Raw genomic sequence first — 24326 nt, 5'->3', positions numbered from 1 at the left:
TGGTGCAGGTATTGGGAGTCGGGACGGAAATGACGGCCTGAACCTGTTCAGGTTCAGGTGGGGTCTTGTAGGTGAACGTTCCCATTCCTACACGGCGTCCAGGGGGCTGGGGAGCAGCTTTACGCGTCTCGCGGCTGAACGGCGCAGCATATTTGCTGTGCTTCTTGCGCTCCAGCTCCTCAATTTTCTTTTTCAGACGAGTGTTTTCGGCACGGAGCGCGTGATTCTCGGCCTCCAACTGCTCGAATCGCTCGGTCTGCTGACGGATGATCTCCAGCACATCACCCTCTGTCAGCGTCCCGGCCATGCCCTGAGTCTAGCGAATCTTGTTGGCCTCCGGCCACCGGGCAGAGGCGCTAATCAGATACGGATTTTCACTGAACATGCGCCTCAAGCTGACCACGCGCGAGGAGCAGCGGATCACCAATGAACTGCTAGAGGAAATCCTGGAGAACAGCGTGCCCCTGCGCCCGGTCAAGTAGCCATGCTTTTTACGCCGGAGGAAGTGAACAACCGGATTCAGCAGGATTATGCAAAGCTCCTCCGCATTCTCCCTGCTGATCTTCGTCTGAAGCTGGCCGCCGTCATCAGCGACACAGAAGAAGTCAAGCTGCGCTTTGGCCGCCCACTCAAGATCAAGCACGGCGGCCAGTGGCACCAGTACCCTGAACTGGTCATCGGCCAGAACCACCTGACGGACCTCCGCAGCCGCATTGACCACATCCGCGACGACAACCGCGCCGGGATCGACGGCACCGGCCACCGCATCAGCCGCATTCCCAGCGCCGACGGGAAGGGTACGGACGGCTTCAATATCCGGGTGGCCCGCTTCTATGTGGGGGTGGCCGAGCTGCTGAGGAAATGCGTGGAGATCAACCCCTCGATGCTGATCATGGGCATGGCCGGGAAGGGCAAGAGTACGCTGCTGCGTGACTACATCCGTATTGCCGCCGAGAAGTACGACGCCAACCTGACGGTGGTGGACACGTCCAACGAGGTTGCAGGTGACGGGCGCACGCCGCATCCCGGCATCGGAGAGGCAGACCGTTACTTTGTCCCTGTGAAGGCCGAGCAGCATAAGGTCATGCTGGAAGCCATCGCCAACAACTCGGCGCATTACGTTGCCATTGACGAGCTGCAAACCTGGCTGGAGGCGGAGACCGTCAAGGACCTCAGCGTCAAGGCCAGTTTCATTGCTACCACCCACGGCGATAACATCACGGAGATCATCAAAAACACGGCGCTGGAGCCGCTGTTTTATCCCACAGCGCTGTTTTACTGGGGTCTGGTGGTGCGTGAGATTGGGGTCTATGACCTGTACGACTTGCGCCAGGCCGTCGAAGATGTCAGCGCGGGGCGGGAGCCTCAGCCGTTGGAGACCATCAATGCCAGGATTGAGGAACGTGGGCCAGAGCCAGAGCTGAAGCCAGTACCAGCAGTGCCAACCGCTTTTTTGACCGCTGAGGAACAAGATCCTTTCGGGGTTAGAGATGCACAGTTAAGTGCATTTGATAAGAATTAGGAGGAGAGTATGACCAGGGCCGATGTTGTTAAAGTTCTACTATTCATCTGGCGAACTATTAAAGTGGTAACTGTATTTATTGTGGTTTATGGCTTTATGGCATTGAAATGTATATTCAAGGCTTTTATTATGTTTTTGCCGATGCTTATTTATATAATTGGGGGGTTTCTTGGTGGCGTGGCTGGTGGTGCGGCAGATGCGGCCACGAGCAAGGCATCCTCACGCCGTCCCTATCACCGGATCTGGAGTGATGAAGAAAATAGTTCGTATTATCACCGCCGATAAAATCACTTGCATCCAATCCCCGCTCAGGCGGGGCTTTTCGTTTTAGCGAGGGGGGGCCAGGGTCAACACCAGGGGGGCAGAGGGTGGCACCAGGGCGATGACGTGGAGGGTTCGCCGGACGTTGACGGTCTGCGTGCTGGGGAGGCCGCAACGGTGGTGGCGGTCTCTCCCTGAGCAAGACGCCCTGAGACTCGGGACCAGAACCTGCGCTCAGGAATCTGTCCCAGAGAGTCCGCCAGCGAGGCCAGGTTCCGCAGCGGTCTGGGCTGGCCCTGTGCCACGGCCTCGGAATGCGGCACGCTACCTTGACGTATGCAGACGCCAGAACTCCTCCGTGAAGCGTGGACGCGGAACATGGGAGCCAACGCGGCCCTTCTCGACGTGATCCCCGTGCATGCCCTCCTTGCAGCCGTGCCGGCTGGAATGCCGATTGGACAACATCTTCAGCACCTCGCCCTCGACGTGTGTAAGTGGCTGGCTCATTTGAACGCTGACCGGGCCAGCGCGCTACGTGCCTCACTCCCCGCCTGGAATGGTCAAGACTCAGACGATACATTTTTGTGCCATGTACGTGAGGTGTGGCTCGGCGCGGAAGAAAGCCTGATTGAGGAGGTCCTCGCGGGTGGACCGGTTGACCGGTTGCCACATGCCGCTGACGAGTTGCTCCCGGTGCATATGCTGGTACACGATGCCTACCACCGTGGCCAGATTGTGGCCGCTCTCCGTGCCAACGGGCACCCTGCTCCCGACGTAGAAACCTTTTGGGGACCCTGGCGAAGTTAACGAGAAACAAAGATCAGCACCAGGGCGACGGTGCAGGCGGGGCGGGCGAATGCCTGGGGCCAGGGCATGACTTCTTGATTCTGGAGGCGGCGGCAGGGCGGGTGTGTTTCATTCTTTTGGCGACGGCGGGTTGGGTGCGCCGTTGGCGCGGCCTTCCATGCGGTTTTCCCGGCTGGGGAGCGCCGGGAAACCAGAAATCCAAGATGCGGTATTCCTCGCGTCATGCCGCTGGATTTCTTACCGCATTCCAGTCCCTCTCCAAACTGGAAGGGACGGCAGGGCATGTGCCGATGGAAGGGGCAACAGATGGTGGCTCACCCTCCGAGTGATGCTGCCGCAAGCTGCACTGCGCCCCTGACGAGGCTTATTCGGCGCTGAGGGGCACACCGAAAAAGAGGGAGCGGCCCCAGAGGCCGCACAGCGTCTCTGCCCGCCGTCCCGCTGGTCACGGCAGGAGGGCCGCGCCCGTCATCGGTCTCGGGGCGGCCCGTCGTCCGAGCCGAGCGCGGCAGGGACAAAGGATGAAGGGAGCGGCCAGGGGCCGCACGTTCTTTTTGAAGAGATCAGAAGATCAGAACCCGAAAAGGGCTTATCGGCCAGCCGGAAAATGTTGGAAACGGCCCCAAACATTTTTCCGGCTGGCCTGCGGCCACAGGATCGAGGGGCGGTCAGGAAGCTGTCAAACCCGGCGAACTGCGCCGGGTTACGGCCTTGGGCCGACGAGCGGCCCAGCTTGACAGCAGCCAGAGCGGAACGCAGGGGGGAAAAGCAGGCCCAGGAGCGGGGTGGGACGATCAGGAAAGACGGGGGTAGCCGCGCCGCCAGGGGCGGCACACGACGCCCGGAGGGGGCGACGTGTTCGGCGGGTAACGAAGGAGGGGAAAAGCCGACAGGAACGGCATAAGCGCGACTCTTGCAGCATTCTGAGAGATTGACAAGATACAAAGTATCTTGTAGAATGTTCTTACCTCAGACAGAGGGAAGGAGCGCCAACCATGACGATCAGCACTTACGAAAAGGTCAAAAGCATCTTCCGCGAGAATGCTCCAGCCGCCGCCGCTTACCGGCAGTTGCGCCACACCTTTGCCACTGAAGCCGTGCGCGGCGCAGTGGGCAACCTGAAAAACGATCAGGCCACCATGACCCAGGGCCATCAGCAGATGTGGGCCGCGAAGGACGCCGCGTATGCCCTCATCGTGGGTCTGATGTACGCCGCGAACTGGCAGGACAAGGCCCAGGAAGCCGCCGCCGAACACACCAACCTGCACTTTGATCAGAAGGCGCTGCTGTTGCTGCCCACCAGCCAGCCCCGCCGCATCTATTCCACTCTCCAAGACCCCGACGCCTATACCCTCAGCATCGCCCCTGAGCGCGTTCTCGGCGTGGTTCCCGGCATGACCCTGTACCTGTTCAGCGAGGACGACGCGCAGATGTTCACCGGGCGCACCGGGGAAAAGTTGCGCCCACTGCACACGCTCTAAGACGCCTGGCCCCGCTTGGACGCGGGGCCACTCTCCCCCACCGGAGGACCGCCACCGATGCACTGGACCCTGTACGACTTGCCCCCCGAACTTGAGGCCGACGAGCGTGGAGCAAACGCGGACGCCCCGGCAGACTTTGACCCTCCCGCCGAGCTGGAGGCCGCGCCCGACTTCCTCACCCTCACGGGCTGCCCCTTCTGCGGCTCACGCGACCCCGAAAGCTGCGGGTGTTTTGATTAAAGGAGTGACCATGTTCTACAGCGCCGACGAAATGTACGACGACGAGATCACCAGCGGACCCTATGACCGTGCGGAGATCAACTTCGAGGCCGCCGCCGCCGAGCTACGCGCCCCACTGCTGCCAGAATCTGCCAACTGCTATGAGGACGCCGACGACGCCGAGCAGGACGACGCCCACTTACCGGACCCCTTGGCCAAGCTGGAGGACGGGCAATGACCCTCACCCCCGAACTGGAGACCTACGCTGAGAAAATGCGCCAGCGTCGCCGCGTGGCCGCGCACAACCTCAGAGCCGCCCGCACCTTGCAGCACCAGGGCGATCAGGAGGCCGCCCGAAGGATTGAAAAGCACCGTGACGCGAGGCGCAGGTACGGCGACCTGTACCCCAACCCAGACCGCCGCGCCGATCTTCTGGGGCACCTTGATTCGTTAAAAGCGACGTTGGCCGATCTGGAAAGCCAAAACCCGCTGCCTGAAGTGAGCGTCACCGCCGCAGGTCAGGCGATCTTTGAGACATTCAAAAAAGCCGTCGTGCTTTATGCCGCCCTTGCCCAAGCTGCCCGGTTCTGATGCCTGAACCCCATCCACTGCTGACCGGTATGAAGCAGTGCGCCCAGGACATGCAGCGACTTTTAGACGCTCTAGAGCTGTGTTGCCACGAGGATGACCGGGTCCGTGAAGCGGCGACCACCCTTCACCATCGGCTGCCGCCGCTTCACCCTCCGAATCCTTGACCGCGAATGAAAAGCCACAGGCCGATAAATCAGGAAGAGGAGATACGAGCTGCGCCTAGCGTGGCTTTTCTTTTGCTGTGACGCTGCGCTAATCAGTTTCAATAGAGTTGACAATATACAAAATATATTATATAGTGTTCTTACCTCAGACAGAGGAAAGGAGCAATAAAAATGACCGCAGCCCAGCAGATGACCACCCCCGCCCCCCTTCGTCTCGTGGCCCCGGAGACCGCCGCCGATGTGGTGAATGTGGCGTTTGGCCGCACACGCCGGAGCAGCCTCAACCCCCGCAAGCGGTTTGACCACGACAAATTGGTGGAGCTTGCCGCCAGCATCTACGGGCGCACCAAGTTTGACGGAGCCGGGAACGTCACCCGCACCGGGATTGAACAGAACCTGATCGGCAGGCCCAGCGCCAGGGAAAGCGGCATGGTGGAGTTGGCCGCAGGCGAACGCCGACAGCGGGCCGTCGAACTGCTGGTCCAGGGCTTGACCGTGCAGGTGCAGACCGGAGAGGACGCCAACGGACGCCCGATCATGGGCGAGGCGTTCTATCAGGTGGCAGACTCCTACCCCGTTCCTTTCCGCATTGAAGAGATGACCGACGCGGAGCTGATCGAGGTTGCCACGCTGGAAAACAGCCAGCGCCAGGACATGACCCCGATGGAGGAAGCCGACGCCTTCTTAGCCCTGATCGGCGCGGGCCGCACGGCGGATTATGTCGCCGTCAAGTACGGCCTGCACGTCAACACGGTCAAGAGCCGGGTGCAGTTGGCCGCAGGGCTAGGGCGCGCGGCCCGCAAGCTGCTGGACGAGGGCGCAATCACGCTGGAACAGGCCAAGATCATTGCCACCACCAGCGGGGCCATGAAGAAGTCCCTGACCGAACACGCCCGCAACGGCAACAGCGTCACCACCCTCAAGAATCTCGTGAAGGCCGGGGCATTCCTCGTGGAGAATGCCCGGTTTGATGTGGAGGCCAGCGGCCTGAGAATTGAGGAGGGCGGGCTGCTGGGCGACTTCCCCGCCAAGTTCGCGGACCACAAGACGGCGTTGAACAAGCAGCTTGAGGCGCTGGAACTCCTCAAGGCTGAGGAGAAGGAGCGCGGCACCTGGGGCAAGGTGGAAATCGTGACCGTTGAGAGCGCGTATGCCAACCTGCCGACCAATGAATGGGTGACGCCTCCGCAAGGGATGACCCACAATCTGAGCCTGATTTGCAGCACCACCACCGGGAAAGTCGCCCAGAGCAGCCTGTATGTCCGGCACGCCGACGCCCAAGAGTTCAAGCGGGAGCAGGCGGAAGCGGCCAAAGCAGCGCAGGCCCAGGCAGCCGCAGCGGGTGACAGTGAAGCGGAGAGCGGCGAGACCAGCACCACCAGCACTTCGCACACCACGTATCCCGCCGCCGATACCGGGCCGAAGATCAGGGAGGCCGCGCACGTCATGGCTCACCAGACGCGCTCTCAGGCGATTCATGGGCATCTGGCAACCGACCCCCGCATGTGCCTTGCCCTGGCCTGCGAATCACTGGCAAAGGCGACCATCTGCCGCAGTGGGGGCGGAGCAATGGAAATCCATTTCCGGGGTGTGAAAGAAGTTCCCATGACGGGCGAGGGCCGTGCCCTGGCCGCAGATTTGGCCCTGACGTTCGGGACGGTCTTCACCACCGACGAGGGCGGGCGACTGACGTACCGGAGAATGGGCTTCGATGTGCAAGACGCCTTGACTGCGCCAGAAGTCCAGACCGAAGACCTGTTGAAACTGTTCGCGTACCTGACGCACCAGCAGGTAGGCGACTGGGAACACAACCTGAACGACACGCCGCGCCGGGTCAAGAAATTGGCCGAGCAATTGGACGTGACCGGGGACGTGCAGGAGCGGTTTACCCTCAGCGCCGCGTATCTGGACGGCTACACCGTTGACGCGCTGCACCAGCTCATCCAGACCATGCCCGAGGGGCTACGCCCGGTTGGACTGATGAAGGCCAGCAAGAAGGAAATCGTGGGCCTGATTCTGGAAAAAGCGCCCGCCCTCAAGGGTGCCGGGTGGCTGCCGAACCTCGTGAAATTCTAGGAAGCAGAGCAGGGGGAGGCCGAGCCTCCCCCCTACTTTCCCAGGAGGGCGCACATGGGCGGCAACAGGAAACACGGCTTTGCACGGGGCAATGCCAGCGGCAGGAATGGACAGACCTACGGGCCGAAATGGTTTTGTGACGGCTGCCAGCGCGAACACGGAGGCAAGGTGTTTAGCACGGTTATTTACGGTTTGGTGTACTGCGGTAAGCAGGCGGGCCGCATTGAAACGGCCCGGTCTGAACGGCGACTAAGCGCGAGAATTGCCTTTGCCAGCGCACCGGAACAAGTCGATTCAAATTGACACTATACAAAATATTTTGTATAGTGTTCTTACCTTGGACAGAGGAAAGGAGCATGTTGATGAGTCAATCTCAGCCCACCAAGAAGTTTAGCCCCCGCCTTTCTGCCACCGAGCGCGGCAGATTGGGAGGACAGGCCACCGCCCAGCGCCAGGGCCAGAGCGCCGCCTAACGATCTGCACGCGGCCCCGACAAGCATCCCCCGCAGCTCCCGCCCCCACGCCCAAGGAGTGACCCCATGCCCACGCCCAGCAGCCGCGACGAGTACAAGAAAAATCTTCTCCTGAACATCTATCAACTGGTGCAGGCCACCCTGACCGACGACGACAGCATTCACCCCACTCGGGTAGCGCAGTCCATTCACAGTGACACCCGCGAGTATTTCAACGCCGAGCGGTGGAAGCCCAGCCCCGTCTATGAAGGCATCCAGACCCGGATACCCACAGGCGAAGTGCTGACGCTCCACATTCGGATGTGGCAGGCGGAGACCCCCGAGGACGAGCAAAGATGTCAGCAGTGGGTGACAGGGAAGGTGGTCAAGATTGAAAGCCTGTACCGACCCGACGATGGCGCGCGGTTTGGTCTCGTTCCAACAGGGAAGCGCAACCCGCGCAGTTTTCAGTACCGGGCCGTGGTGTCTTCCAGCCTGAAGGTCTGGAGAGGCAAGCTCACGCCACAGCAGGCCCAGGCCCGCGAACCCTTCTACCACCACGAAACCATTCCACCCGTGCAGTCCCCCCAGGAGGCCAGCGCATGAATACAGATCTGACGAACAGGGCAACACATGGCACAATGAAAAGGACCTATCCACAGCGGACAGGTCCACTCCCCTCAGACAGAGGTAAAGGAGCGCAACGAGTCTACATGAAAGAACAGAAGACCCTCAACCAATGGCGCAAGGAACGCGGCTTAACGGTTGACGAGCTGGCAGAAAAAGCTGGAGTAGGGCGGAGCATTCACAGTTGGCTTTACAGCGGCAACATCCCAGGTCTGAAAACAGGCTTGATTCTGGCAGAGGCGCTCGGTGTTGACGTCACCCAGATCGTGTGGGGCAAAGAGGAGCGGCGAGAAGTAGAAGTTTCCCCCATGCCGGAAGGCCGCGAGGTCACTGGCAATCAGAGTCGCGTGACCCGTGAGCAGTACGAGGTGGCAAAGCAGTGGGTGGCCGCAGGCCGTGACATGACGGTAACTGCTGATGCCATCGGTGTGAGCCGGGGGACACTGTACAAAGCGTTTGCGAGGTTTGAAAAAGAGGACGGTCTTCAGAAGTCCAGCGAAGGGCCAGCGCATGAAGCAGCCGGGTCCAAGGTCAAGACCCGCAAGCCCGAGGCGTCCGAAGCCGCCTCGTGAGCTTACTTGTTTTACGACGTTTCAAAAGATTTTACGACAACAGTACCGAAGGACACTCCAGGCGGGTTGATCGCCTGGTCTTTTTTTACTGACAGGCACGCAGAGAGGCTGAAAATGGATCTCGCTTTTGCATGTCGTAAAATCAAGTTTTTACGACATATTAAGTCAAGACATGGTATTCTGGTTGCAGCGAAACAAGGAGAATTGATCCGTGACCGACTTGCCCGACACTCCATCCACAGCCCTCGCCGATCTTCTGGAGCGGTGCGGCAAGACCCGCTCAGAAGCTGAAGCCCTGGCTGCCGAAATGGTGCAGCGGCAACGCGCCGTCGATCCCGGCTGCACCTGGGGCCACATTCACCCGGAACAAATCGCGGGCCTGTGGAACCAGGCCGCCAAGCACGGCAAGAGGAAACTGGTGCTGGAGATCACCGCCGACGTGCCAACCTACGAAGAGTGGACCAGCGGGCGTGTTCAGGTCACGGTCAAAGGTGTGCAGACCTGGGCCGATTACGAGCAAGAGCAGCAGGACGCCCGCGCAAAGGCCGTGAACTGATGCAGGGTGTGACCGGCCAGAACCAGGGTGCGGCCACCGGCCCCGGACAATCCAAGATGTACGCGCTGAGACGGTACAACCCCAAGCCAGAGTGGCCAAATGGTTCTCTGTACGGCAGAAGCCAGGATCTGGAAAGCTTGAAGGGCCAATGCGATCTGTACAACAAGCAAAGCGCCTTAGACGACGGCTTCAAGCAGTGGTGGATTACAGACGGTCAGGGCAAGATCATCTATCCCCTGGAAACCAAGTCCAGCGTCTACACCTCACCCGCCGCAGAGTCGGATGAGGTCTCACAGCCCTTTCAGGAGATGCGGGCGTTCAGGTCGGCCAGTGCTTTGCACGACTTCCTCTTCCTGACCAAAGATGTGGACGAACAGGTGAAGGCCGAACGCCTGCGCTCCCTGGCAAGCGAGCTGGAACTGACCGCCGAACATCTCCGCAAGCTGCTGGAGTTGGAGCAGCGATGAAACCCTTTGAGATTGCGGCCCGCTGGAAAGACCAGATTCCAGCCACCACCGCGCATCTGCTGGAGCTGCACGTCAACCACGGCTCAAGTGTGCTGTCTGGCTTTTTACTACACCTGCTGAGCGGTGACGCTTTTGGAGCCGCGTGCAGCGCCGACACCGAAAACCGCGACGCGTTTGGAGTGATTCTGGCAATGGTGGCCCAGGATTTTCCTCTGGAGTGTTACGGCAGCCCAGAGGCTGTGCAGCAGTGGCAAGGGCTAAAGTACGCCCCGCCCTTCGAGGTGCCGGACTCGTGGACGGCCACCGTCGAGGAGCTGCGCCGCGAGGGACCCCAGTACGGCGAGCAGGAGCAATCAGCAGCAAGGACGGTTCACTGATGGCCCCCACCGATGCCACCCCCTCTATGCTGACCGATGTTCTGAAAGGCTTTGCGGGCTACCTCAAACGGGAAGAGGGCTTGAGTCCAGGGACCATCCGGCAGTACGGGGCCGACTGTTCCCGACTGGCAAACTGGCTCTCCGATTACCGCCCCCAGCTCACAAGCTGGAGCGACGTACAGACCCATGACCTGCGCGCCTATGTCGATCAGCAGCAGCCGGAGCCAGCGCGCAACCGCCGCCTGCTGGCCAGTTGGCGCAAGCTGTGGGGGTATCTCAGCGACGTGGAGGACCTGACCATGCACCCCGGCCCCACCGGGATCAAACGGGTCAAGCTGCCCAGCCGCCAGCCCCAGTACCTGACCCCCGGCGAGGTCTCACGCCTGCTGAATGCGGTGGACGGCGCAAGCTCGGAGCAGACGAAGCGCAACAAGGCGGTCATTGGGTTTCTGTACGGGACCGGCTGCCGGATCGCGGAGGCGCTGAGCCTGACTGTGGACCAGGTGGAGGACGACTTTGACGGGACGCCTCACAAAATACGGGTGATCGGCAAGGGGAACAAGGAGCGAACGATCTTCCTCTCCCCCACTGCCGTGCGGGTCCTCAAGGAGTGGTTGGGATATCGCCAGCTCTATATCGCTGACAGCGCTTTTGTCTTCTGTCATCTCCGGGGCCAGAAGGCAGGGCAGGCGGTCACGGCGCGCAGCATTGAGCGGGTGGTCAAGGCCGCAGGCGAGCGGGCAGGATTGGCCCCTGAGAAATGCACGCCGCACAAACTCCGCCACTCGCACGCCACGGCGCTGGTGAAGGCGGGCCGCAGGTTGGAGGAGGTGCAGGAGATTCTGGGGCATGAGAGCATCGCCACCACCCGCATTTATGCCCACCTGGAGCCGGAACGGTTGGCGGCGGCAGCGGCCAGTTTGCCAGATATTATTTAGTGTTTTCATGAAATAGTGTTTCCGTGAAATATTTATTTCGTTAATTCGTGCTTTCACTAAGTCGGGGATCACATGCTATTCTCAAACCCAGGGAGGCCACGATGACCGCGTTCACCCAGCCTGTGACCATTGATCCTACCGAGCGCCAGCGGCGCAAAAAAGCCATTGTTGTGACCCGCGCCAGCGTGCATCTGGAGGGGTTTGTTCTGGACGCTGAGGTGGAGGGCATTTACGCCCAGTTCATTGACGGCCAGATTGATATGCCATCAATGATCTTGAAGGTCAAGCGGCACACCGGACTCAGTGGCCGAAGTTCCAAACGGTGAAGGGGTGCCCACTGCTGCCCGCATCGCTGAGTTGAAGCTTGAGCCTGTAAAGGGCAATGACGATGCTGCTTATCTGCATGAGGTTCACCGCCGATTCACGGCCACAGACCCAGCAAAGATTCAGCGGCAACTTGATGACTGATCCTCAAGACTGTCGCTCCTGTTCAGGTTTTCACGAAAACACCTTTTCTTTTTTTAGTGAAAAAGTGATACAATATTTCAGGAATTCAAAATCTGTTGTCGCCGCTGCGTTCGGGATCAGCAGGCCAGAGATCCCTTGTTCGCCCAGCAGAATGCAGTGTTGCCCAGGGCGACTGATCAGGAGGAAAAGCCGATGACCGACGCCATGAACGCCCCCGTGCAAAATCCCCACATCATGTTCCGCAGCGATCCACTGCCCGAAACCATGCGGGTCAAGTTGATGTTGCTCGACTATGCGCCTCACGTCACCGACCTGCTGATGCAAGGTCTCCCCATTACTTACGGGGAGCGGGGCCAACAGGTCGTCGAGTATCCCAGTGGGCGGCGCATCGCTGTGAAGCGCCGCGAAGTGTACGACGCTGAGGGTGAGTTTGAGCGGTACGCATTTGACATCCTGGGAGACTTGACTCCGGCGGCGCGGTAAGCAGTGCCCACGCTAACGGTGATTGCTGGAGAAAATGGAGCCGGAAAAAGCACGCTGGTCAAGGCCCGTGGGCTGCAAACCATAGACCCCGATCAGCTCACCGGGGCGCAGGGGCGGGGATTTAACAACGCCGCAAATGTGGGGGGAGCGAGGGCCGCACTTCAGGCCCAGGAGGCAGCGCTGGCCCAGCGTCAGAGTTTTGCTGTGGAGACCACCCTCTCTGCCAGGCAGCCCCTCACGCTGATGGACCGGGCCAGAGCGCAGGGCTATGACGTGCATCTGGCCTTTATCATCCCGCACCCTGGCGAGGACACGCGGCTCAGGATCGACAACCGTGTGTTGCAGGGTGGTCACAACATCTCGGACAGAGATCTGAAGCGCAGACTCCCCCGCGTGCTGGAAAACCTGCCAGAAGCCATGAAGCGGGCGGACGTTGCGGCCCTGTACGTCTCTGCCGAAAAGAGCAGCGATTTTGTGATGGTGGGAGCCATGCACCAGGGACAGCTCACGGTCACGCCGCAGTTGCCAGGGCGGATCAGGACGGCCCTCGAACGCGAGTTCCCGCAGATGCAGACCGCCGAGAGCATCGGGCGTTCACATGCCGTCACGCAGCAATTCAGCCCGCATGTCCAGCGTGATCTGGAAGATTGACGGTCTTCATGAAATCACTTTTCCGCGAATTCGTGTTTTCTTTTTTTAGTGAAAACACTATACTGAGTCATGGAAATTTTTAGTATTGCCAATATGAAGGGCGGCGTGGGCAAAACCACCACGGCCATTCAGATGGCCCAGGGACTTGGGAAGAAAGGAAAGACGCTGCTGCTGGATGCCGACCAGGAATTGCAGTGTGCGGTGGCCTGGCGCAGCAGCGACAATCCAGCGTGGTCCTTTGACGTGGCCCGTTACGACGAGGACGCTGCCAAACGGATGAAAGGCTATGAGTATGTGGTCATTGACAGCAAAGGCAATGAACAGGGACACGATCTGGTCAGCTTGGCCCGTGCCAGCGCCCTGCTGATCGTCCCGACCCGCCCTGAAGGAGTCTCGGCCACTGGACTGGCCAACACCCTCAGTCCACTGGTGGACGCTGGGATTCAGAACTTCCGGGTTTTGGTCGTGGTCAATGAGGGGGGCCGGGGCGAGGAGCTGCGCGAACACCTCGCAGAGAGCGGTATTCCCGTGTTCACCAGCATGGTCAGGAAATCGACGGCGGTGGGCGACGCCGCCGAGCAGCGCATCCCCCTGGAGGCGTACACCCAGAACCGGTATGCCCGGACTGTGGCGCTGGAATACCAGTCGGTTATGCGGGAGGCGCTGTCGTATGTCCGTTAAGAAAAGCCGCTTTGAACAGTTGCAGGTGCTGAAGCCCTCGCCTGAACTGACGGCCCCTCCAAAGGTTGGCAGGCCAGAAGTCGAAAACGTGCTGGAAAGCCTGTCCACCCAGATGCACCGGGATCTCAAAATTGCACTCAAGCAGGCCAGCGCCAGGGAACAGCGCAAGCAGTACCAGCTTCTCGAAGAGGCGGTGACGGACTATCTGCGCCGGAGCCATAGTGATCTCCTAAAATAGTGTTTTCGTGAAAACACGAAAAGGTGAAAGCTTTGTATGACGATGAACCCGAACGGGCCTATGAGACTGCTTGCCATCTGCTGCGCCAGGGCATCAGCGTCATTCCCACAGGCGGGGGCGTCAGCCAGGGGGCCAAGGAACCCCACAAGCAGGCCCTGATCGCCTCCGGTCACACCTATGTCAACGATAACGGCGAACTCCGGGCCAGTTGGAAGCCCATGCAAACCCAGCTTCCCACGGCTGAAGACCTCAACATCTGGTACAGGCAGGTACGCGCACGCGGCCTCGGCATGGTCACCGGTGAGCTGAGCGGTTACGTCGTCATTGACGTGGACCTGGAAGGCTTGCCCCTGCTGCGCGAATTGGGGTGGAAACCGCACGTCATCTCCCCGAGCGGCGGCGCGCACCTCTACTTGCACCATCCGGGCTGGTACGTGCAGTCCAACGCCAGCAAGAACAAGAAGACCCTGCCGCCAGGGTTTGATGTTCGCGGCGACGGCGGCTACATCATGTTCCCGCCCAGCCGCAACCGCCAGGGCTTCTACCGCCGCACCGATCAGCGCCAGCGGCTCAGCATCGAGGACGTGCCGGAGACCGTCACGGTGGCAGGGGAGACCTACCGGTTGCGGCAGGCTCTGGGCCTGATCCCGCCCGCACCGCAGGAACCCAAGAGCGCCGAGCGGACCAGCTCCCAGCCCTCCTCCGTGGACGAGGAACGCTGCCCGATGTTCCTGATGCTGGACCGGGCCGCCGACTATGCGGCGGACAGAAGGGGGCATTCATGCTGGGGCTGTGGGCGAATGCCAACGACTACAGCCGAGATGAAGCCCTGCGCGCCGCTGGGGAATACACGGACATGGTGCAAGGCGTTTCAGAAGATGTGGGAGATGCACGACGTTTGCCAACTGCACTGCGTCACGGAGTCCACCGCAGACCTGCTGGAGCTTGACCGCCTGATGAACGAGGAGGGCAAGAGCTTCGCCGCCGCCAGCATCGCGCTCACGGCCTTCAGGACCGCCCGCGCCCAGGCCCAGGCCAGCTAAGCACCGCAGACCTGGCCCCGCCCAGCGAGCGCGGGGCCAGCCCACCCCAAACCACCCCAAACCCACCTCAACATGAAGGAGCGCGTCCATGCAGGAGATCAAGACCCTCGCCACCACCCAAGACCCCCGCGCCGAACTGGAAACTCTGCTGGAAACGTTGCGCCAGCGTTACGATGTGACCCCCGAAGACATGAAGGACGTGCGCGCCCAGTACGAAACGCAACTGGCCGCCGAGCTGCGCCGCCGTGAAGTGCTGGCCAAGCTGTGGCCCACTGCGCCCGCCGAGTGCTGGATCTATGCCAGTTTCGTGCGCCCCTTCAGCGAGTACGCCCTTCCCGCCCAGGTGCAGGCCCAGAGCCACCACCGCGCCGACTGGCCCGCGCAGGTGCCTCACTCCTATATCGCCAGCGCCGCGCCGCTGGACTTGCCCCAGGTGGAGCTGCTGCGCGTCCCTCTGAACTGAGCGCCGAGCGGCCCCCCCTGCGGGGCCACTCTCCCAACCGCCTGAGTTGTCCGGTACGCCAGAGGAGCGCCCTTCATGCCCCACAAAACCATCAACCCCCACGCTCAGGAAGCCGCCCACGCCCTCAGCCGAGTGGTGCGCTGTTACACGCTGCTCGGTGAGATGGACAGCGGCCCCGCACCAACCAGCGCCGCAGACGCCCAGATGTGGGCGCAGACCTTCGAGGCGACGTGGAAGGAGGCCCAGGCATTGATGCAGGAGGCCCGCGCCCTGGGCTGGACGGGAAAGCTGAGCGACGTCATGCCGGGACAACCCAGCTCCCGCGCCCGGAAGATTTACGCGACGTGTCACATGGTTCGCCTCAGCGTGACCCGGAGCGCCCGTGAAGCCCTGGACACTGCCGCCGCCCTGGTCTCCGGCTTCCGCTTTCAGGGCGAGGTCCCGGCCAACTTGGAACACCTGCACTATGACCTGGCCTATGCCCTGGCCAGCGCCCAGATCAGGGCTGAAAAAAGGAGTGCTGGCCCATGACAGATGCCTGGGATGTCGCCGCCCTCACCCCACCCAGTCCACCTCCCCTCATGCTGACCATCATCTGAATTGAGACGCCTTGTGCAGAGTGGCCCGCAGCAGATTCCTGGTGATCAGCGGCAACTTGACGGGTAGGCGGTCCACCAGCGTTCCGAACAATGGCAAAAAGCCTGATAGACAGGATGTGTTTAACGGACAGTATATGGGTCAAAACATCGCAGCTACGCGGATAGACTCTGCGCGCATCGGCGACTGGACATCACCTCATGCAGCCCCCGTCTCCCAAGCTGCCGCCGCCTTCGCTTTGTGGTGTGGAACAGGTTAATCTGACACCGCCGAGCAAGCCTGAAAAGGCATGTTTTACTCCTTGACAGCGGCGTTATCTGCTAAAATACTTCTTACGGAGGCCCACAAGATGACCACACTTGAAGATCAGTTGCGCGCCCAGAGTGACGCTCTCATGGTGGAAGCAGATGCCCGCAAACAGCGCCGGAAGATCGTCCAGTCTGTGGCCCACAACAGCGCAATGGAAGGAATGCCGCTCGATGCCCAGACGATGACCATGTTTGAGGGTTATGTGGACGGCACCATGACCACCGAGCAGATGCGCGAGGCCGTATTGAAGCAGTACCGCCGCTAGCTGTGGCCGGACTTGACCCGTACACGGGCGACAATGGAGTCATGAAAAACCGCCTCGGCATCCAAGATGCCGGGGAATTGTCACAGGCCGAGCGCAAACTGGCCTCGATCCGGGCTGTTGAAATCAAAGACGGCAGCGCCCCCGCCGCCACCCGTGGCCACTTCGACGCGGACCACTTGCGCGCCATTCACCAGCACACGTTTCAAGACGTGTATGAGTGGGCTGGGACCACACGCGGCGACGATCTCACTCTGGAAGGCCAGCGCGAGCAGCAGCCCGTGCAGCTCATCAAAGCGCAAACTTCCTTCGAGGAAGGCCCCAAGGTGAATGCGAAGCTGGACAGCTTGTTCGCCCGGCTGGCCGAACAAGACGGGCTGCGCAGCCTGTCCCGCGAGGACTTCAGCCGCCAGGCCGCTGACGTGCTGAGTGATCTCAACCAGGTCCACCCCTTCCGCGAAGGCAACGGCAGAACACAGCGCGAGTTCATGATCCAGCTCGCGGAGCAGGCAGGCCACCCGCTTCAGTTTGAGGCCGTGACCCAGCAGCGCATGACGGTGGTGAGCTTTGACGCCGCGCAGGGCGACAAGGATTCCATGCGCCGGCTATTCGACGAGATCACCGATCCAGACCGGGCGCGGGTGCTTCAGCGTGGCTTTGACAGCCTGCACGGGCGCTACGGCGAACAGGTGCAGGCGGTGTACCTCACCAGCACCACGGCGGGCGAGACCTACGCGGGTCAGCTCCAGCACAAAGACCGGCAGCATTTCATCATGAATTCAACCGGCGATACGGTGGTGGGCCATCCGCAGGATCTTCCCAAAGGCAGCAGCCCCGGCGAGGTGGTCAAGGTCACGGCTACTCCCATGCCCAGCGCCGCTGAGGAAAGGCAGATGCAACGGGGCCGGAGCATGGGCTACTGAGAGAGGAGAGTCGGCTGCGTGGGGACTTCACCATGAACCCACAGTCACAGCCAGTAATGACAACCCATTTAATGAATGATATAAAGAAAGGAGCAACTCATATCCTCTATTTCAGCCAGCAACGTCGAAACTCCCAACCAGAACAATGCCAACCCCTATATGTTGACCATACGGAGAACCGGGACAAAGCAGTAATGTCAGTCTACCTATGGCGCTGCGCAAGCCCACGCCTCAGCTACAAGCACCTCGCATCTCGCTAAAGAAACCAGAAAAATTGAAACGTAGGGCAAAAGCTTCGACCAAGTCAGAAGTACAGGGGTGAGACGGAAGAAAAGAGCGAGTGACTCAAGGCCCATATACCATCTAATAAATGACGAACTCAGATTCCAAACTGCGGAGCAGTGCCCTGCCTGCGGCCCCTCCTCCGTAGCGATACCTTTGCGGGAAACGGAACAGCATTGGCGCGGCGCGGCAGACACCTTCACAGCGATACCTTTGCGGGATTTTGTCTGTCAACAGGCTATTTCTCCATGTGACACAGTCGCTACCGCTTTCACAGCACTAGCGATACCTTTGCGGGATATAGGAGAGGAATAGCGACACCTTTGCGGGATTGCCCAAAATGGCCACTAGCGATACCTTTGCGGGAAAGAGAGGCTTTTCATGTTCAGGACAATCTTTTTCTGATTTCAGGTCCAAACGGACTCCTGAAGGGCCACTAGCGACACCTTTGCGGGGAAGGGGGTCTAAACTAGCGATACCTTTGCGGGAAAAGGGACCAAACTAGCGATACCTTTGCGGGAAAAGCGCCAGAAAGTGCGTGCTGCACACGATGACCGACTCTCCTTGTTGTTGTTTTTTTATATCTTTACATCAGTTAAAAAACAACAACACCAGAACGGGAGCCGCAGTGGTTAAAAAACCCAAAACGCCGAACCTGCACGACGAACTGAATTTTGCCCGCTTTGGGGTCATCAGCATGCATTCGCGCGTCGATCAGGGGGTCACCACCTGGAACACCGAGTTCACGGTGAATGCCCGCACCTTCCGCATTGAGGCGATCACCCCCCAGGGCCGCCCACACGGCATCGACACCGACACGCTGGTGTCGCTTGAAACGCTGTTCGTCGCCCACGGTTGCCCCGAGGACAACTGGGTCCACACCACCGCCTATGAGGTCCGCGAGCTGATGGGCCTGGCCAACAACGGCGAGAACTACCACCGGCTGCGCCAGAGCATCCGGCGGCTGTACTTCACCAGCGTGATCGTAGGACGCAAATCCTCGCTGACCGGGACCCAGAAGGTGAGATGGGACAACGTGGGCGTGCGCTTTTTCGAGGGCCTGCGCTACCGCGACAGCGAGGACGACGGCGAACTCAGCGCTCTGGAGAGCGAGGCGACGCTGAGCATCCGCCTGGGTGAGCAACTGGCCGACAGCATCCGGGCCGGTATTTCACAGGTCCTGGACGGCCAGCTCCTGCACCGCCTGGAACAGCCGCCCGCCCGGGCGCTGTACCGCACCTTGCAGGCGCACCGGCGACAGGACGACGGCCAGATGCTCAAAGAGCTTCAGGTGCCGCTCACCGAGTGGCGGCAGGCCACGGGGCTGACCACAGACCGCAGTGATCTGGTGCGGCGGGCACTGGCCTCGGCCCACGAGGAACTGCTGGCCAACCACTACCTGGAACGCGCCGTGATCGAGGGGCGGGGCAAGGCGGCGGTGGCCCAGTACACCTTTGCAGACACGCACGCGGCAGACCCGGCCCTGGTGCGGCTGCTGCGTCAGGCCGGGGTCACGGTGGCCCGCGCCACCGCGCTGGCGGGCCAGCATCCCGAGCGGGTGGAAGAGGCGCTGCGTTTTCTGGAGCTGCGGCAGCGCGCCGCCCAGGGCGGCGTGCGCAATCCGGGGGGGCTGGTGGCCGACTTTCTGGAGCATCCGGCCAAGTACGATCTGCCTGCCGACTTCGTGACGCCCGAGCGGCAGCGCCAGGAGCGCGCCAGTCAGGTCAAGGAGCAGAAGCTAAGCGCCGAGCGGGAGGCGCAGACCCTGAGGGAGGCGCAGCTCAATCAACTTGGTGAAGCTTCCCCGGCAGAGCAGTGGACGGCGCAGCGCGCCACCTTGCAGATGCTGCTCAAGAAACACCTCAATGCCGCGCAGTGGAGCCAACTCGAACACCTGGCCCAGTGCGGGGAGATCGGTGCGGTGGCCCTGACCCGTGAACTGCTGGAGGCGACGGCCCGTTCCGCAGTGAAAGAACAGATTGATCAGCTTAAACGCAAACTCAACCCCCTGCTTCCAGTGGAGTGATGGGAGTGAATTCCATCAAATCCAGGCAGCTTCTCCCTGAGATGCACAACTCCAGGGTGCAGCTTTCGTCACTTCCCGCCGGACAAGTTACGCAGGCCGTTTTTCTGACCCCCTGGGAGCCGGTGGGTGGCCGAGTTTTCACGGTGGCATTGTGGGTGGCCAGCTCCAGTCATGGATGGGGGAGACTGGGAGCATCCCACCTGTGGAATACTCCGCTCTGAATTCATGAGAGACCAGACCACAATCGCCACCGATGCGAGCGCTGTCGGAACAGCCGCCGCCTACGGGGGCGTTCTTCGGGATCTCGCTGGAGATATCAGGGAAGTCAGCGGTCAGATCCCCCGGACCGCGCTGCAAGAGGTCACGGCGGCGCTGGCCGCCCTGCAACAGCTTGCCCTTCCGTTCGGGGTCCGTGCTGTGCTTCATGTCGATGCTCAGGATGAGGAATTGCGGGCCGTTCTCTGCGTGACCCACCCAAACGTGACTGTCGTGAGGATTCCGCGCAACAGCAGTCCCCTGCACCAACGCGCACACGAACTGGCGACGCAGGCATTGCGTGACCTTCCGCCCCGCACCCGGATTCCATTGCAAGACGGCCCCAGAATTGCGGCGTACGCTGTCAAGGGTGTGGACACGCCAGCCCCTGCTTACGCCGTTTCGTTCTGGATGAACGGCGAGATTCAGGTGGTTTCGGGAACGGTTGAACCGCAAGAAACCAGGGCGCTCACCAGCCACCTGCTCAAAGCCAAGGCTCAAGAAGGCGTGCCTGCCGGATTCAAGGTGATCGAAGCGGGGTACGCCGTCTTGCGCAACAACCAGGCGAGCTGGGGCGTCACGGGCAGGGAACTGGCGCAGCTCAGAAGCGCCGCTGCCGCAGGTCTTTCAAACTTTTGAGTTTTGCCACGCGGTCTAAACTGGTCTATGTCTTCTCTACCTGTGCGCCGCCGTTCACAAGTGCGCTTCAGCGTCCCTGAACCGATGCCGCAGGGGCTGGCGCGGCCCCGGCTCCAGAAGCAACTCACTGATCTGACCATCAAAGTCGCCGCCTTGCTTGCCCCTTCCGGCTACGGCAAAACCGTGTTGCTGGCCCAATGGGCACGTCAGCAAAATGGAAACGTAATCTGGCTCAAGCTGCATCAGGAAGACCGGGACGCCCACTTTTTCCTTCAATCCCTTGTCGACGCTTTCCAGTACTTCGGCCTGAATTTGTCGTACTGGAAATCAGGAGCAATTCTCGAAACCAGTCCCTCGCATGCCCTGCTCGCCCTACTGAATGACGTGAACAACCATCCGAGTGATTTAACGCTGATTGTCGATGGGGGCGAACACCTGAGTGATGACTCTGCCAATCTTCTCAACGCTTTTGTTGATGGGTTGGGCGAGGGTCACCGCATCTTCGTCGCCCAGCACGAGGCTTCGAGCTTTCAAATTGCTCCATTCCTTGCTTCGGGAATTGGCACCGAGATCAACGCGGGCCAACTTCGCTTTACTGAACATGAGGTAGATGTTCTGGCCCGAACGTTTGAGGCAGACCCACTTCCCCCGAGCGACCTCCACGGCTGGCCCGCAGGAGTCATGTTGGAATTTCACGCTCAAAATAACCAATTTCAGGCCGGCACCGAACACCTGTTGCTCACGCTGGTGCGCCGGCTCCCTGAAGATATTCAGCAGGCCCTTCCTGCCCTGAGTGTCATGGAGATCTGGACACCCACGACGCCCAGTGTCCTGCATCTGAACCTTCCTGGTGACTGGCTCGATCAAGTGCGGCGCGTGGGCCTGCCCGTGCTGCAACAGGGCAAAGCCTTCATCCCACACGACGCCCTGCGGGAATATTTACAAGACACCTTGCAAAGAGATCAGACCCAGTTCAAAACGGTTCAGGGATACGCCGCCCAGCAGGCAGACAGAGAGGGGAGACCTTACGCGGCAACCCTTCATTTTTTAGCGGCTGGTCAGATCGAAAGCGCCCTGAGCATGATCCAGAATCTGGTTCCGGGCTGGTACCGAACTGCCAACTGGAAAATCGCCATTGACCTGCTGTCAAAGGTCCCCGACGAGTTTCTCACGTCAGAACTGCGTTCCCTCCTGGCTTTGTCGCTGGGAGAGACTGGCGAGGGAGAACGTGCGGAAACGCTTGCAAGACGTCAGATTGATCTGTTTCCTACCGCTACTGCGTATTACGCGCTTGCACTTCGCAACTACCGAACGAACAATTTTGATGAGATGCAGAAAAGTATTGACGGTGGACTTGAAACTATTCGTGTCACGCCCAGTCCAACGAATCAGCGTGACACCATCCAACTCCTTCGGAGCCAGGCAGTGCTTTTCATCTCAAGTGGTAAGCCAGAAGCAGCTCTTGAAGTGGCTGAAGACGCAGTGAGTCGGGCGACGATCTACGGCGATAATTCGCTGAGAATTGCAACACAGAGCGTTAAAGCGCACATCATGCGTGGAATGAAGTATGATTCAGAGATTTTACTTGAACAATATTTCAACCTTTATAAATCTAGTATCAATGAAAATCCCCACCGCATGATGCCTGTTGTTCAAACCTATGCCCGGCAACTTAACCGGGTCAGGCGGCCACGTGAGAGCCTTGAAATTCTCAAAGAATATACCAAAAACTATGGTGAAATCTATCCCCTGGCAGATTTTATGTTAATTGGTGATATCTCGCTTGCTTATCTCAGTCTTGGCGACTATGAAAACTCACTGGAAACTGCTCTCAAAGGCTGCAAATTTTCATTAGAACACGATCATAAAGGTTATCTCTCATCCAATCTTTTCACTGCGCTGTGGATTTATTTTGGGACAGATCGACTGCAAGAAGCGGAGGCCCTGCTTAGATCATCACTGCATCAAATTGATCAAACACCTCCGAGGGCGGGTGATGATGCCTCGGAGCGTGCTTTTTTCAAGTTTATCCTCGGTGTTCCTGTCGAGGCGCTTGAGTTGGCGGACCAGGCGTTCACCTTCGATCAAGTCCCGGAGACGGCTGCTGTCCTTCTCTCCATGCTAATTCTTCACCAGAAAGGTGAGGTGAGTAAAGATTTAGGACATAAACTTCGGGAAGCGTTGAGTCTCTACAGCGAAGATCACGCTCTCTATCAAGTTGCCTTCAGTAAATTTGAGCCAATTTTTCAGGCTTACAAAACTGCTGGAATCGAGAAAAACTTCTTTGATGACCTTCTTGCGAATGCATACCTGATAGGTCAAATTGAAAAGAAGAAGCTGCGACTCACTGTGATTGGTCATTTCCGTATAGACATTAATGGAATGAGTTCTCGTCTGGGCTACAGCACTGCCCTGGAAACCCTCATTTATCGTGTTCTCCATCCTGGTGCATCACAGGATGAAATTGCCGTTGCCATCTGGCCTCTTTCGGACCTTGCCAGGGGCAGAGGTTCAGTTCAGCAGGCACGCCGCACGGTCAACCGGACGTTCCAGACGGCATTCAAGCAACCGGGCATGGAACTTCTCCAGACAGCCGGGAGTGGGCGGCGTAATCCTGGTTGGATGATCGACACTGAGGTTCATGTCAGTTGTGACGCCCTGGATATTCTGTCGTCTATGGACGCCCAGACCATTCAGAACCTCTACAAGGGGTCATTCCTTCCCAGCAGCAATCACGAGTGGGTGATTGACTTCCGCGTCCTGATCGCGCGCCACGTCGCGCGGGTTTATCAGGCACATGCCAACGCCCTGGGAGAGACTTCAGATGCGTTACAGTGGTTGATGCGGGCGGCGATGGCCGATCAGGAGCCGGACACGTTTGAGCGGGTGATGGCCCTGAGCCGCGTTCTTGGGCGTCAGGAAATCGAGCGGAGCGCCCAGCAGGCGCTTGAGGCGCTCCGTGAGGGGCACGCACCGTATCTCACCCACTGGACGAACTAAAAATTGGTGAACGTTTCGTCAGGTGTGGTGGCTGGCTTTTGCTATACTGCCTACACCTTTGGGGACGACCCGGTTTCGACGGTGCGTGCTGGAAGTGAAGTGGCGAGTCGAGGATGACCGTTGGCCTCGTTAATCATCGGTCAAGCCTTTCAAATGGCAACAACAGCGTTTCTTACGCATACGCAGCTTAATTGACTGCGCAGTGACCACGCAGCCCGGCCTTTGGCGTCGCGGAAACTGATACAAAAGAAGGCTAGTTGACCCAAGTGCTCCGATAAGTCAGCGAAATTTAGGAGATAGGCGCGAAAGCAGCGTGTCCATGCGCGGCTGAGCGAGGAGAATCAAATCACGGACTACACTCGTAGAAGCCCACCAAGGCTGTATCGGACGAGGGTTCGACTCCCTCCGTCTCCACCAAAGAAGAGACCACCTGACCTCAGGTGGTCTCTCACTTTTTTAATCAGAGGTTTTCAGAGGGTGCTTGCTAGGATCTCCCAGCCCAAATGAAGGGAGGTGCGTTTTGCAAGAATCTGATGACATTGCTTTTTCCTGTATCCAGACCAGGCAGTAGTCCGGAAGGTTTCAAGCAGCCTTGACCCCCAGGAGCAGCAGGTCGGCGATCTGTGGGGCGAATTTTTCGCAAGTCAGATCGCCAGGCAACAGAGATAAAATTCGATCAGCGAAAAATTCGTTATAGGCACGGCGTTTTTCGTCTTCCATGCTGAAGACCAGCGGGCCAGCCCGCTGGTTCATCAACTGACTGGCTCTGGCTACAGAAACGCTATGCAGCGCCATATTCCAGTGGAAGTGCAGCGCCTGAGCCTGACGGGACTGGCAATCACCCAGGCCCGCGAACTGCTTGCCGTCCCGGAACGGAAACTCCATCGCAAAACGGG

29 protein-coding genes, 1 other RNA gene and 2 pseudogenes are annotated in these 24326 nt (G+C 59.6%); 29 read left to right on the top strand and 3 right to left on the bottom strand.

Annotated elements, in window-relative coordinates:
- Nucleotides 1-307: pseudogene (locus BOO71_RS16715) on the bottom strand (IS66 family transposase); the annotation flags it as partial.
- Between the two features lie 198 nt (nucleotides 308-505).
- Here BOO71_RS16715 and BOO71_RS16710 point away from each other — a divergent pair.
- Both BOO71_RS16710 and BOO71_RS27110 read left to right on the top strand, forming a co-directional pair.
- Nucleotides 506-1522, top strand: coding sequence for a hypothetical protein (locus BOO71_RS16710; protein ID WP_139322987.1), 1017 nt, complete (start codon nucleotides 506-508; stop codon nucleotides 1520-1522).
- 9 nt (nucleotides 1523-1531) lie between these two features.
- A complete protein-coding gene (locus tag BOO71_RS27110) occupies nucleotides 1532-1807 on the top strand; it encodes a hypothetical protein (RefSeq protein WP_139322986.1) in 276 nt (91 codons plus the stop codon).
- A 543-nt stretch (nucleotides 1808-2350) separates the two neighbouring features.
- Here BOO71_RS27110 and BOO71_RS28850 read toward each other — a convergent pair.
- Nucleotides 2351-2545, bottom strand: a complete 195-nt coding sequence (locus BOO71_RS28850) for a hypothetical protein (RefSeq protein ID WP_254843194.1) — start codon at nucleotides 2543-2545, stop codon at nucleotides 2351-2353.
- On the opposite strand from BOO71_RS28850, the gene BOO71_RS29205 reads away from it, so the two are divergent.
- The 27 genes from BOO71_RS29205 to ssrA all read left to right on the top strand — a co-directional run bounded on the left by BOO71_RS29205 (nucleotide 2519) and on the right by ssrA (nucleotide 23847).
- The gene (locus BOO71_RS29205) at nucleotides 2519-2590 is read left to right on the top strand and encodes a hypothetical protein (RefSeq protein ID WP_368482880.1); all 72 of its coding nucleotides are present in this window, start codon (nucleotides 2519-2521) and stop codon (nucleotides 2588-2590) included. The two genes, BOO71_RS28850 and BOO71_RS29205, sit on opposite strands and share 27 nt — an antisense overlap.
- Nucleotides 2591-3585: 995 nt before the next feature.
- Nucleotides 3586-4071 carry a hypothetical protein gene (locus tag BOO71_RS16700; protein WP_075834230.1) on the top strand — a complete coding sequence of 162 codons (486 nt, stop codon included), beginning with the start codon at nucleotides 3586-3588 and terminating at the stop codon, nucleotides 4069-4071.
- A 57-nt stretch (nucleotides 4072-4128) separates the two neighbouring features.
- Nucleotides 4129-4311 (top strand): hypothetical protein, encoded by a 183-nt coding sequence (locus tag BOO71_RS16695; protein ID WP_075834228.1) that lies wholly within the window; start codon nucleotides 4129-4131, stop codon nucleotides 4309-4311.
- Nucleotides 4312-4321: 10 nt separating this feature from the next.
- Nucleotides 4322-4528: a hypothetical protein gene (locus tag BOO71_RS16690; RefSeq protein WP_075834226.1), complete on the top strand. Its 207-nt coding sequence runs from the start codon at nucleotides 4322-4324 to the stop codon at nucleotides 4526-4528.
- Nucleotides 4525-4881 carry a hypothetical protein gene (locus BOO71_RS16685; RefSeq protein ID WP_075834224.1) on the top strand — a complete coding sequence of 119 codons (357 nt, stop codon included), beginning with the start codon at nucleotides 4525-4527 and terminating at the stop codon, nucleotides 4879-4881. Before BOO71_RS16690 ends, BOO71_RS16685 begins: the two co-directional genes overlap by 4 nt.
- A gap of 335 nt (nucleotides 4882-5216) precedes the next feature.
- The gene (locus tag BOO71_RS16680) at nucleotides 5217-7121 is read left to right on the top strand and encodes a ParB/RepB/Spo0J family partition protein (protein ID WP_075834222.1); all 1905 of its coding nucleotides are present in this window, start codon (nucleotides 5217-5219) and stop codon (nucleotides 7119-7121) included.
- A 54-nt stretch (nucleotides 7122-7175) separates the two neighbouring features.
- Entirely contained in the window at nucleotides 7176-7424 is a 249-nt protein-coding gene (locus BOO71_RS27105; RefSeq protein WP_139322985.1) for a hypothetical protein, read from the top strand.
- A gap of 236 nt (nucleotides 7425-7660) precedes the next feature.
- Nucleotides 7661-8179 (top strand): hypothetical protein, encoded by a 519-nt coding sequence (locus BOO71_RS16675; RefSeq protein WP_075834220.1) that lies wholly within the window; start codon nucleotides 7661-7663, stop codon nucleotides 8177-8179.
- A gap of 107 nt (nucleotides 8180-8286) precedes the next feature.
- Nucleotides 8287-8772, top strand: a complete 486-nt coding sequence (locus BOO71_RS16670; protein ID WP_075834218.1) for a helix-turn-helix transcriptional regulator — start codon at nucleotides 8287-8289, stop codon at nucleotides 8770-8772.
- Nucleotides 8773-8983: 211 nt separating this feature from the next.
- Nucleotides 8984-9328, top strand: a complete 345-nt coding sequence (locus BOO71_RS16665) for a hypothetical protein (RefSeq protein WP_075834216.1) — start codon at nucleotides 8984-8986, stop codon at nucleotides 9326-9328.
- An 8-nt stretch (nucleotides 9329-9336) separates the two neighbouring features.
- Nucleotides 9337-9795, top strand: coding sequence for a hypothetical protein (locus tag BOO71_RS16660; protein ID WP_139322984.1), 459 nt, complete (start codon nucleotides 9337-9339; stop codon nucleotides 9793-9795).
- Nucleotides 9792-10172 (top strand): hypothetical protein, encoded by a 381-nt coding sequence (locus tag BOO71_RS16655; protein WP_075834212.1) that lies wholly within the window; start codon nucleotides 9792-9794, stop codon nucleotides 10170-10172. Before BOO71_RS16660 ends, BOO71_RS16655 begins: the two co-directional genes overlap by 4 nt.
- Nucleotides 10172-11110, top strand: a complete 939-nt coding sequence (locus BOO71_RS16650; protein ID WP_083653533.1) for a tyrosine-type recombinase/integrase — start codon at nucleotides 10172-10174, stop codon at nucleotides 11108-11110. The genes BOO71_RS16655 and BOO71_RS16650 overlap by 1 nt, the downstream gene beginning before the upstream one ends.
- Nucleotides 11111-11211: 101 nt before the next feature.
- Nucleotides 11212-11436, top strand: a complete 225-nt coding sequence (locus BOO71_RS16645) for an antitoxin VbhA family protein (protein ID WP_075834210.1) — start codon at nucleotides 11212-11214, stop codon at nucleotides 11434-11436.
- A gap of 334 nt (nucleotides 11437-11770) precedes the next feature.
- Entirely contained in the window at nucleotides 11771-12061 is a 291-nt protein-coding gene (locus BOO71_RS16640) for a hypothetical protein (RefSeq protein ID WP_075834208.1), read from the top strand.
- A gap of 3 nt (nucleotides 12062-12064) precedes the next feature.
- Nucleotides 12065-12712 (top strand): zeta toxin family protein, encoded by a 648-nt coding sequence (locus BOO71_RS16635; protein WP_075834206.1) that lies wholly within the window; start codon nucleotides 12065-12067, stop codon nucleotides 12710-12712.
- A 69-nt stretch (nucleotides 12713-12781) separates the two neighbouring features.
- Nucleotides 12782-13393, top strand: coding sequence for a ParA family protein (locus BOO71_RS16630; RefSeq protein ID WP_075834204.1), 612 nt, complete (start codon nucleotides 12782-12784; stop codon nucleotides 13391-13393).
- Nucleotides 13383-13631 (top strand): hypothetical protein, encoded by a 249-nt coding sequence (locus BOO71_RS16625; protein ID WP_029483224.1) that lies wholly within the window; start codon nucleotides 13383-13385, stop codon nucleotides 13629-13631. The genes BOO71_RS16630 and BOO71_RS16625 overlap by 11 nt, the downstream gene beginning before the upstream one ends.
- 32 nt (nucleotides 13632-13663) lie before the next feature.
- Complete coding sequence (locus BOO71_RS16620; RefSeq protein ID WP_075834202.1) at nucleotides 13664-14674, top strand: bifunctional DNA primase/polymerase; 1011 nt, start codon at nucleotides 13664-13666, stop codon at nucleotides 14672-14674.
- A gap of 88 nt (nucleotides 14675-14762) precedes the next feature.
- A complete protein-coding gene (locus tag BOO71_RS16615; protein ID WP_075834200.1) occupies nucleotides 14763-15137 on the top strand; it encodes a hypothetical protein in 375 nt (124 codons plus the stop codon).
- 75 nt (nucleotides 15138-15212) lie between these two features.
- Complete coding sequence (locus BOO71_RS16610; protein ID WP_075834198.1) at nucleotides 15213-15668, top strand: hypothetical protein; 456 nt, start codon at nucleotides 15213-15215, stop codon at nucleotides 15666-15668.
- A 415-nt stretch (nucleotides 15669-16083) separates the two neighbouring features.
- On the top strand, nucleotides 16084-16308 hold the full coding sequence (locus tag BOO71_RS16605) for an antitoxin VbhA family protein (protein WP_139322983.1): 225 nt from the start codon (nucleotides 16084-16086) through the stop codon (nucleotides 16306-16308).
- A gap of 41 nt (nucleotides 16309-16349) precedes the next feature.
- Nucleotides 16350-17228: a Fic/DOC family protein gene (locus BOO71_RS16600; protein ID WP_075834194.1), complete on the top strand. Its 879-nt coding sequence runs from the start codon at nucleotides 16350-16352 to the stop codon at nucleotides 17226-17228.
- Between the two features lie 910 nt (nucleotides 17229-18138).
- A complete protein-coding gene (locus BOO71_RS16595) occupies nucleotides 18139-19536 on the top strand; it encodes a replication initiator protein A (RefSeq protein WP_075834192.1) in 1398 nt (465 codons plus the stop codon).
- Between the two features lie 225 nt (nucleotides 19537-19761).
- Nucleotides 19762-20430, top strand: a complete 669-nt coding sequence (locus tag BOO71_RS16590; protein WP_075834191.1) for a hypothetical protein — start codon at nucleotides 19762-19764, stop codon at nucleotides 20428-20430.
- Between the two features lie 27 nt (nucleotides 20431-20457).
- A complete protein-coding gene (locus BOO71_RS16585; RefSeq protein ID WP_139322981.1) occupies nucleotides 20458-23430 on the top strand; it encodes a hypothetical protein in 2973 nt (990 codons plus the stop codon).
- 60 nt (nucleotides 23431-23490) lie between these two features.
- Nucleotides 23491-23847: a transfer-messenger RNA gene (ssrA, locus tag BOO71_RS16580) on the top strand.
- A gap of 165 nt (nucleotides 23848-24012) precedes the next feature.
- On the opposite strand, the pseudogene BOO71_RS27940 reads toward ssrA, so the two are convergent.
- A pseudogene (locus BOO71_RS27940) lies at nucleotides 24013-24326 on the bottom strand (IS4 family transposase); the annotation flags it as partial.

This window comes from Deinococcus marmoris (assembly GCF_001949125.1).
Taxonomy (GTDB): Bacteria; Deinococcota; Deinococci; order Deinococcales; family Deinococcaceae; genus Deinococcus; species Deinococcus marmoris_A.
The sequence above is the reverse complement of the archived record's forward strand: the minus strand, read 5'-3'. Positions and strand labels throughout refer to the sequence as shown.

Coding starts and splice junctions, on each gene's coding strand:
- BOO71_RS27110 (WP_139322986.1), top strand. CDS start 1,532: ATGACCAGGGCCGATGTTGTTAAAGTTCTACTATTCATCTGGCGAACT.
- BOO71_RS16700 (WP_075834230.1), top strand. CDS start 3,586: ATGACGATCAGCACTTACGAAAAGGTCAAAAGCATCTTCCGCGAGAAT.
- BOO71_RS16695 (WP_075834228.1), top strand. CDS start 4,129: ATGCACTGGACCCTGTACGACTTGCCCCCCGAACTTGAGGCCGACGAG.
- BOO71_RS16690 (WP_075834226.1), top strand. CDS start 4,322: ATGTTCTACAGCGCCGACGAAATGTACGACGACGAGATCACCAGCGGA.
- BOO71_RS16685 (WP_075834224.1), top strand. CDS start 4,525: ATGACCCTCACCCCCGAACTGGAGACCTACGCTGAGAAAATGCGCCAG.
- BOO71_RS16680 (WP_075834222.1), top strand. CDS start 5,217: ATGACCGCAGCCCAGCAGATGACCACCCCCGCCCCCCTTCGTCTCGTG.
- BOO71_RS27105 (WP_139322985.1), top strand. CDS start 7,176: ATGGGCGGCAACAGGAAACACGGCTTTGCACGGGGCAATGCCAGCGGC.
- BOO71_RS16675 (WP_075834220.1), top strand. CDS start 7,661: ATGCCCACGCCCAGCAGCCGCGACGAGTACAAGAAAAATCTTCTCCTG.
- BOO71_RS16670 (WP_075834218.1), top strand. CDS start 8,287: ATGAAAGAACAGAAGACCCTCAACCAATGGCGCAAGGAACGCGGCTTA.
- BOO71_RS16655 (WP_075834212.1), top strand. CDS start 9,792: ATGAAACCCTTTGAGATTGCGGCCCGCTGGAAAGACCAGATTCCAGCC.
- BOO71_RS16650 (WP_083653533.1), top strand. CDS start 10,172: ATGGCCCCCACCGATGCCACCCCCTCTATGCTGACCGATGTTCTGAAA.
- BOO71_RS16645 (WP_075834210.1), top strand. CDS start 11,212: ATGACCGCGTTCACCCAGCCTGTGACCATTGATCCTACCGAGCGCCAG.
- BOO71_RS16640 (WP_075834208.1), top strand. CDS start 11,771: ATGACCGACGCCATGAACGCCCCCGTGCAAAATCCCCACATCATGTTC.
- BOO71_RS16630 (WP_075834204.1), top strand. CDS start 12,782: ATGGAAATTTTTAGTATTGCCAATATGAAGGGCGGCGTGGGCAAAACC.
- BOO71_RS16625 (WP_029483224.1), top strand. CDS start 13,383: ATGTCCGTTAAGAAAAGCCGCTTTGAACAGTTGCAGGTGCTGAAGCCC.
- BOO71_RS16615 (WP_075834200.1), top strand. CDS start 14,763: ATGCAGGAGATCAAGACCCTCGCCACCACCCAAGACCCCCGCGCCGAA.
- BOO71_RS16610 (WP_075834198.1), top strand. CDS start 15,213: ATGCCCCACAAAACCATCAACCCCCACGCTCAGGAAGCCGCCCACGCC.
- BOO71_RS16605 (WP_139322983.1), top strand. CDS start 16,084: ATGACCACACTTGAAGATCAGTTGCGCGCCCAGAGTGACGCTCTCATG.
- BOO71_RS16600 (WP_075834194.1), top strand. CDS start 16,350: ATGAAAAACCGCCTCGGCATCCAAGATGCCGGGGAATTGTCACAGGCC.
- BOO71_RS16590 (WP_075834191.1), top strand. CDS start 19,762: ATGAGAGACCAGACCACAATCGCCACCGATGCGAGCGCTGTCGGAACA.
- BOO71_RS16585 (WP_139322981.1), top strand. CDS start 20,458: ATGTCTTCTCTACCTGTGCGCCGCCGTTCACAAGTGCGCTTCAGCGTC.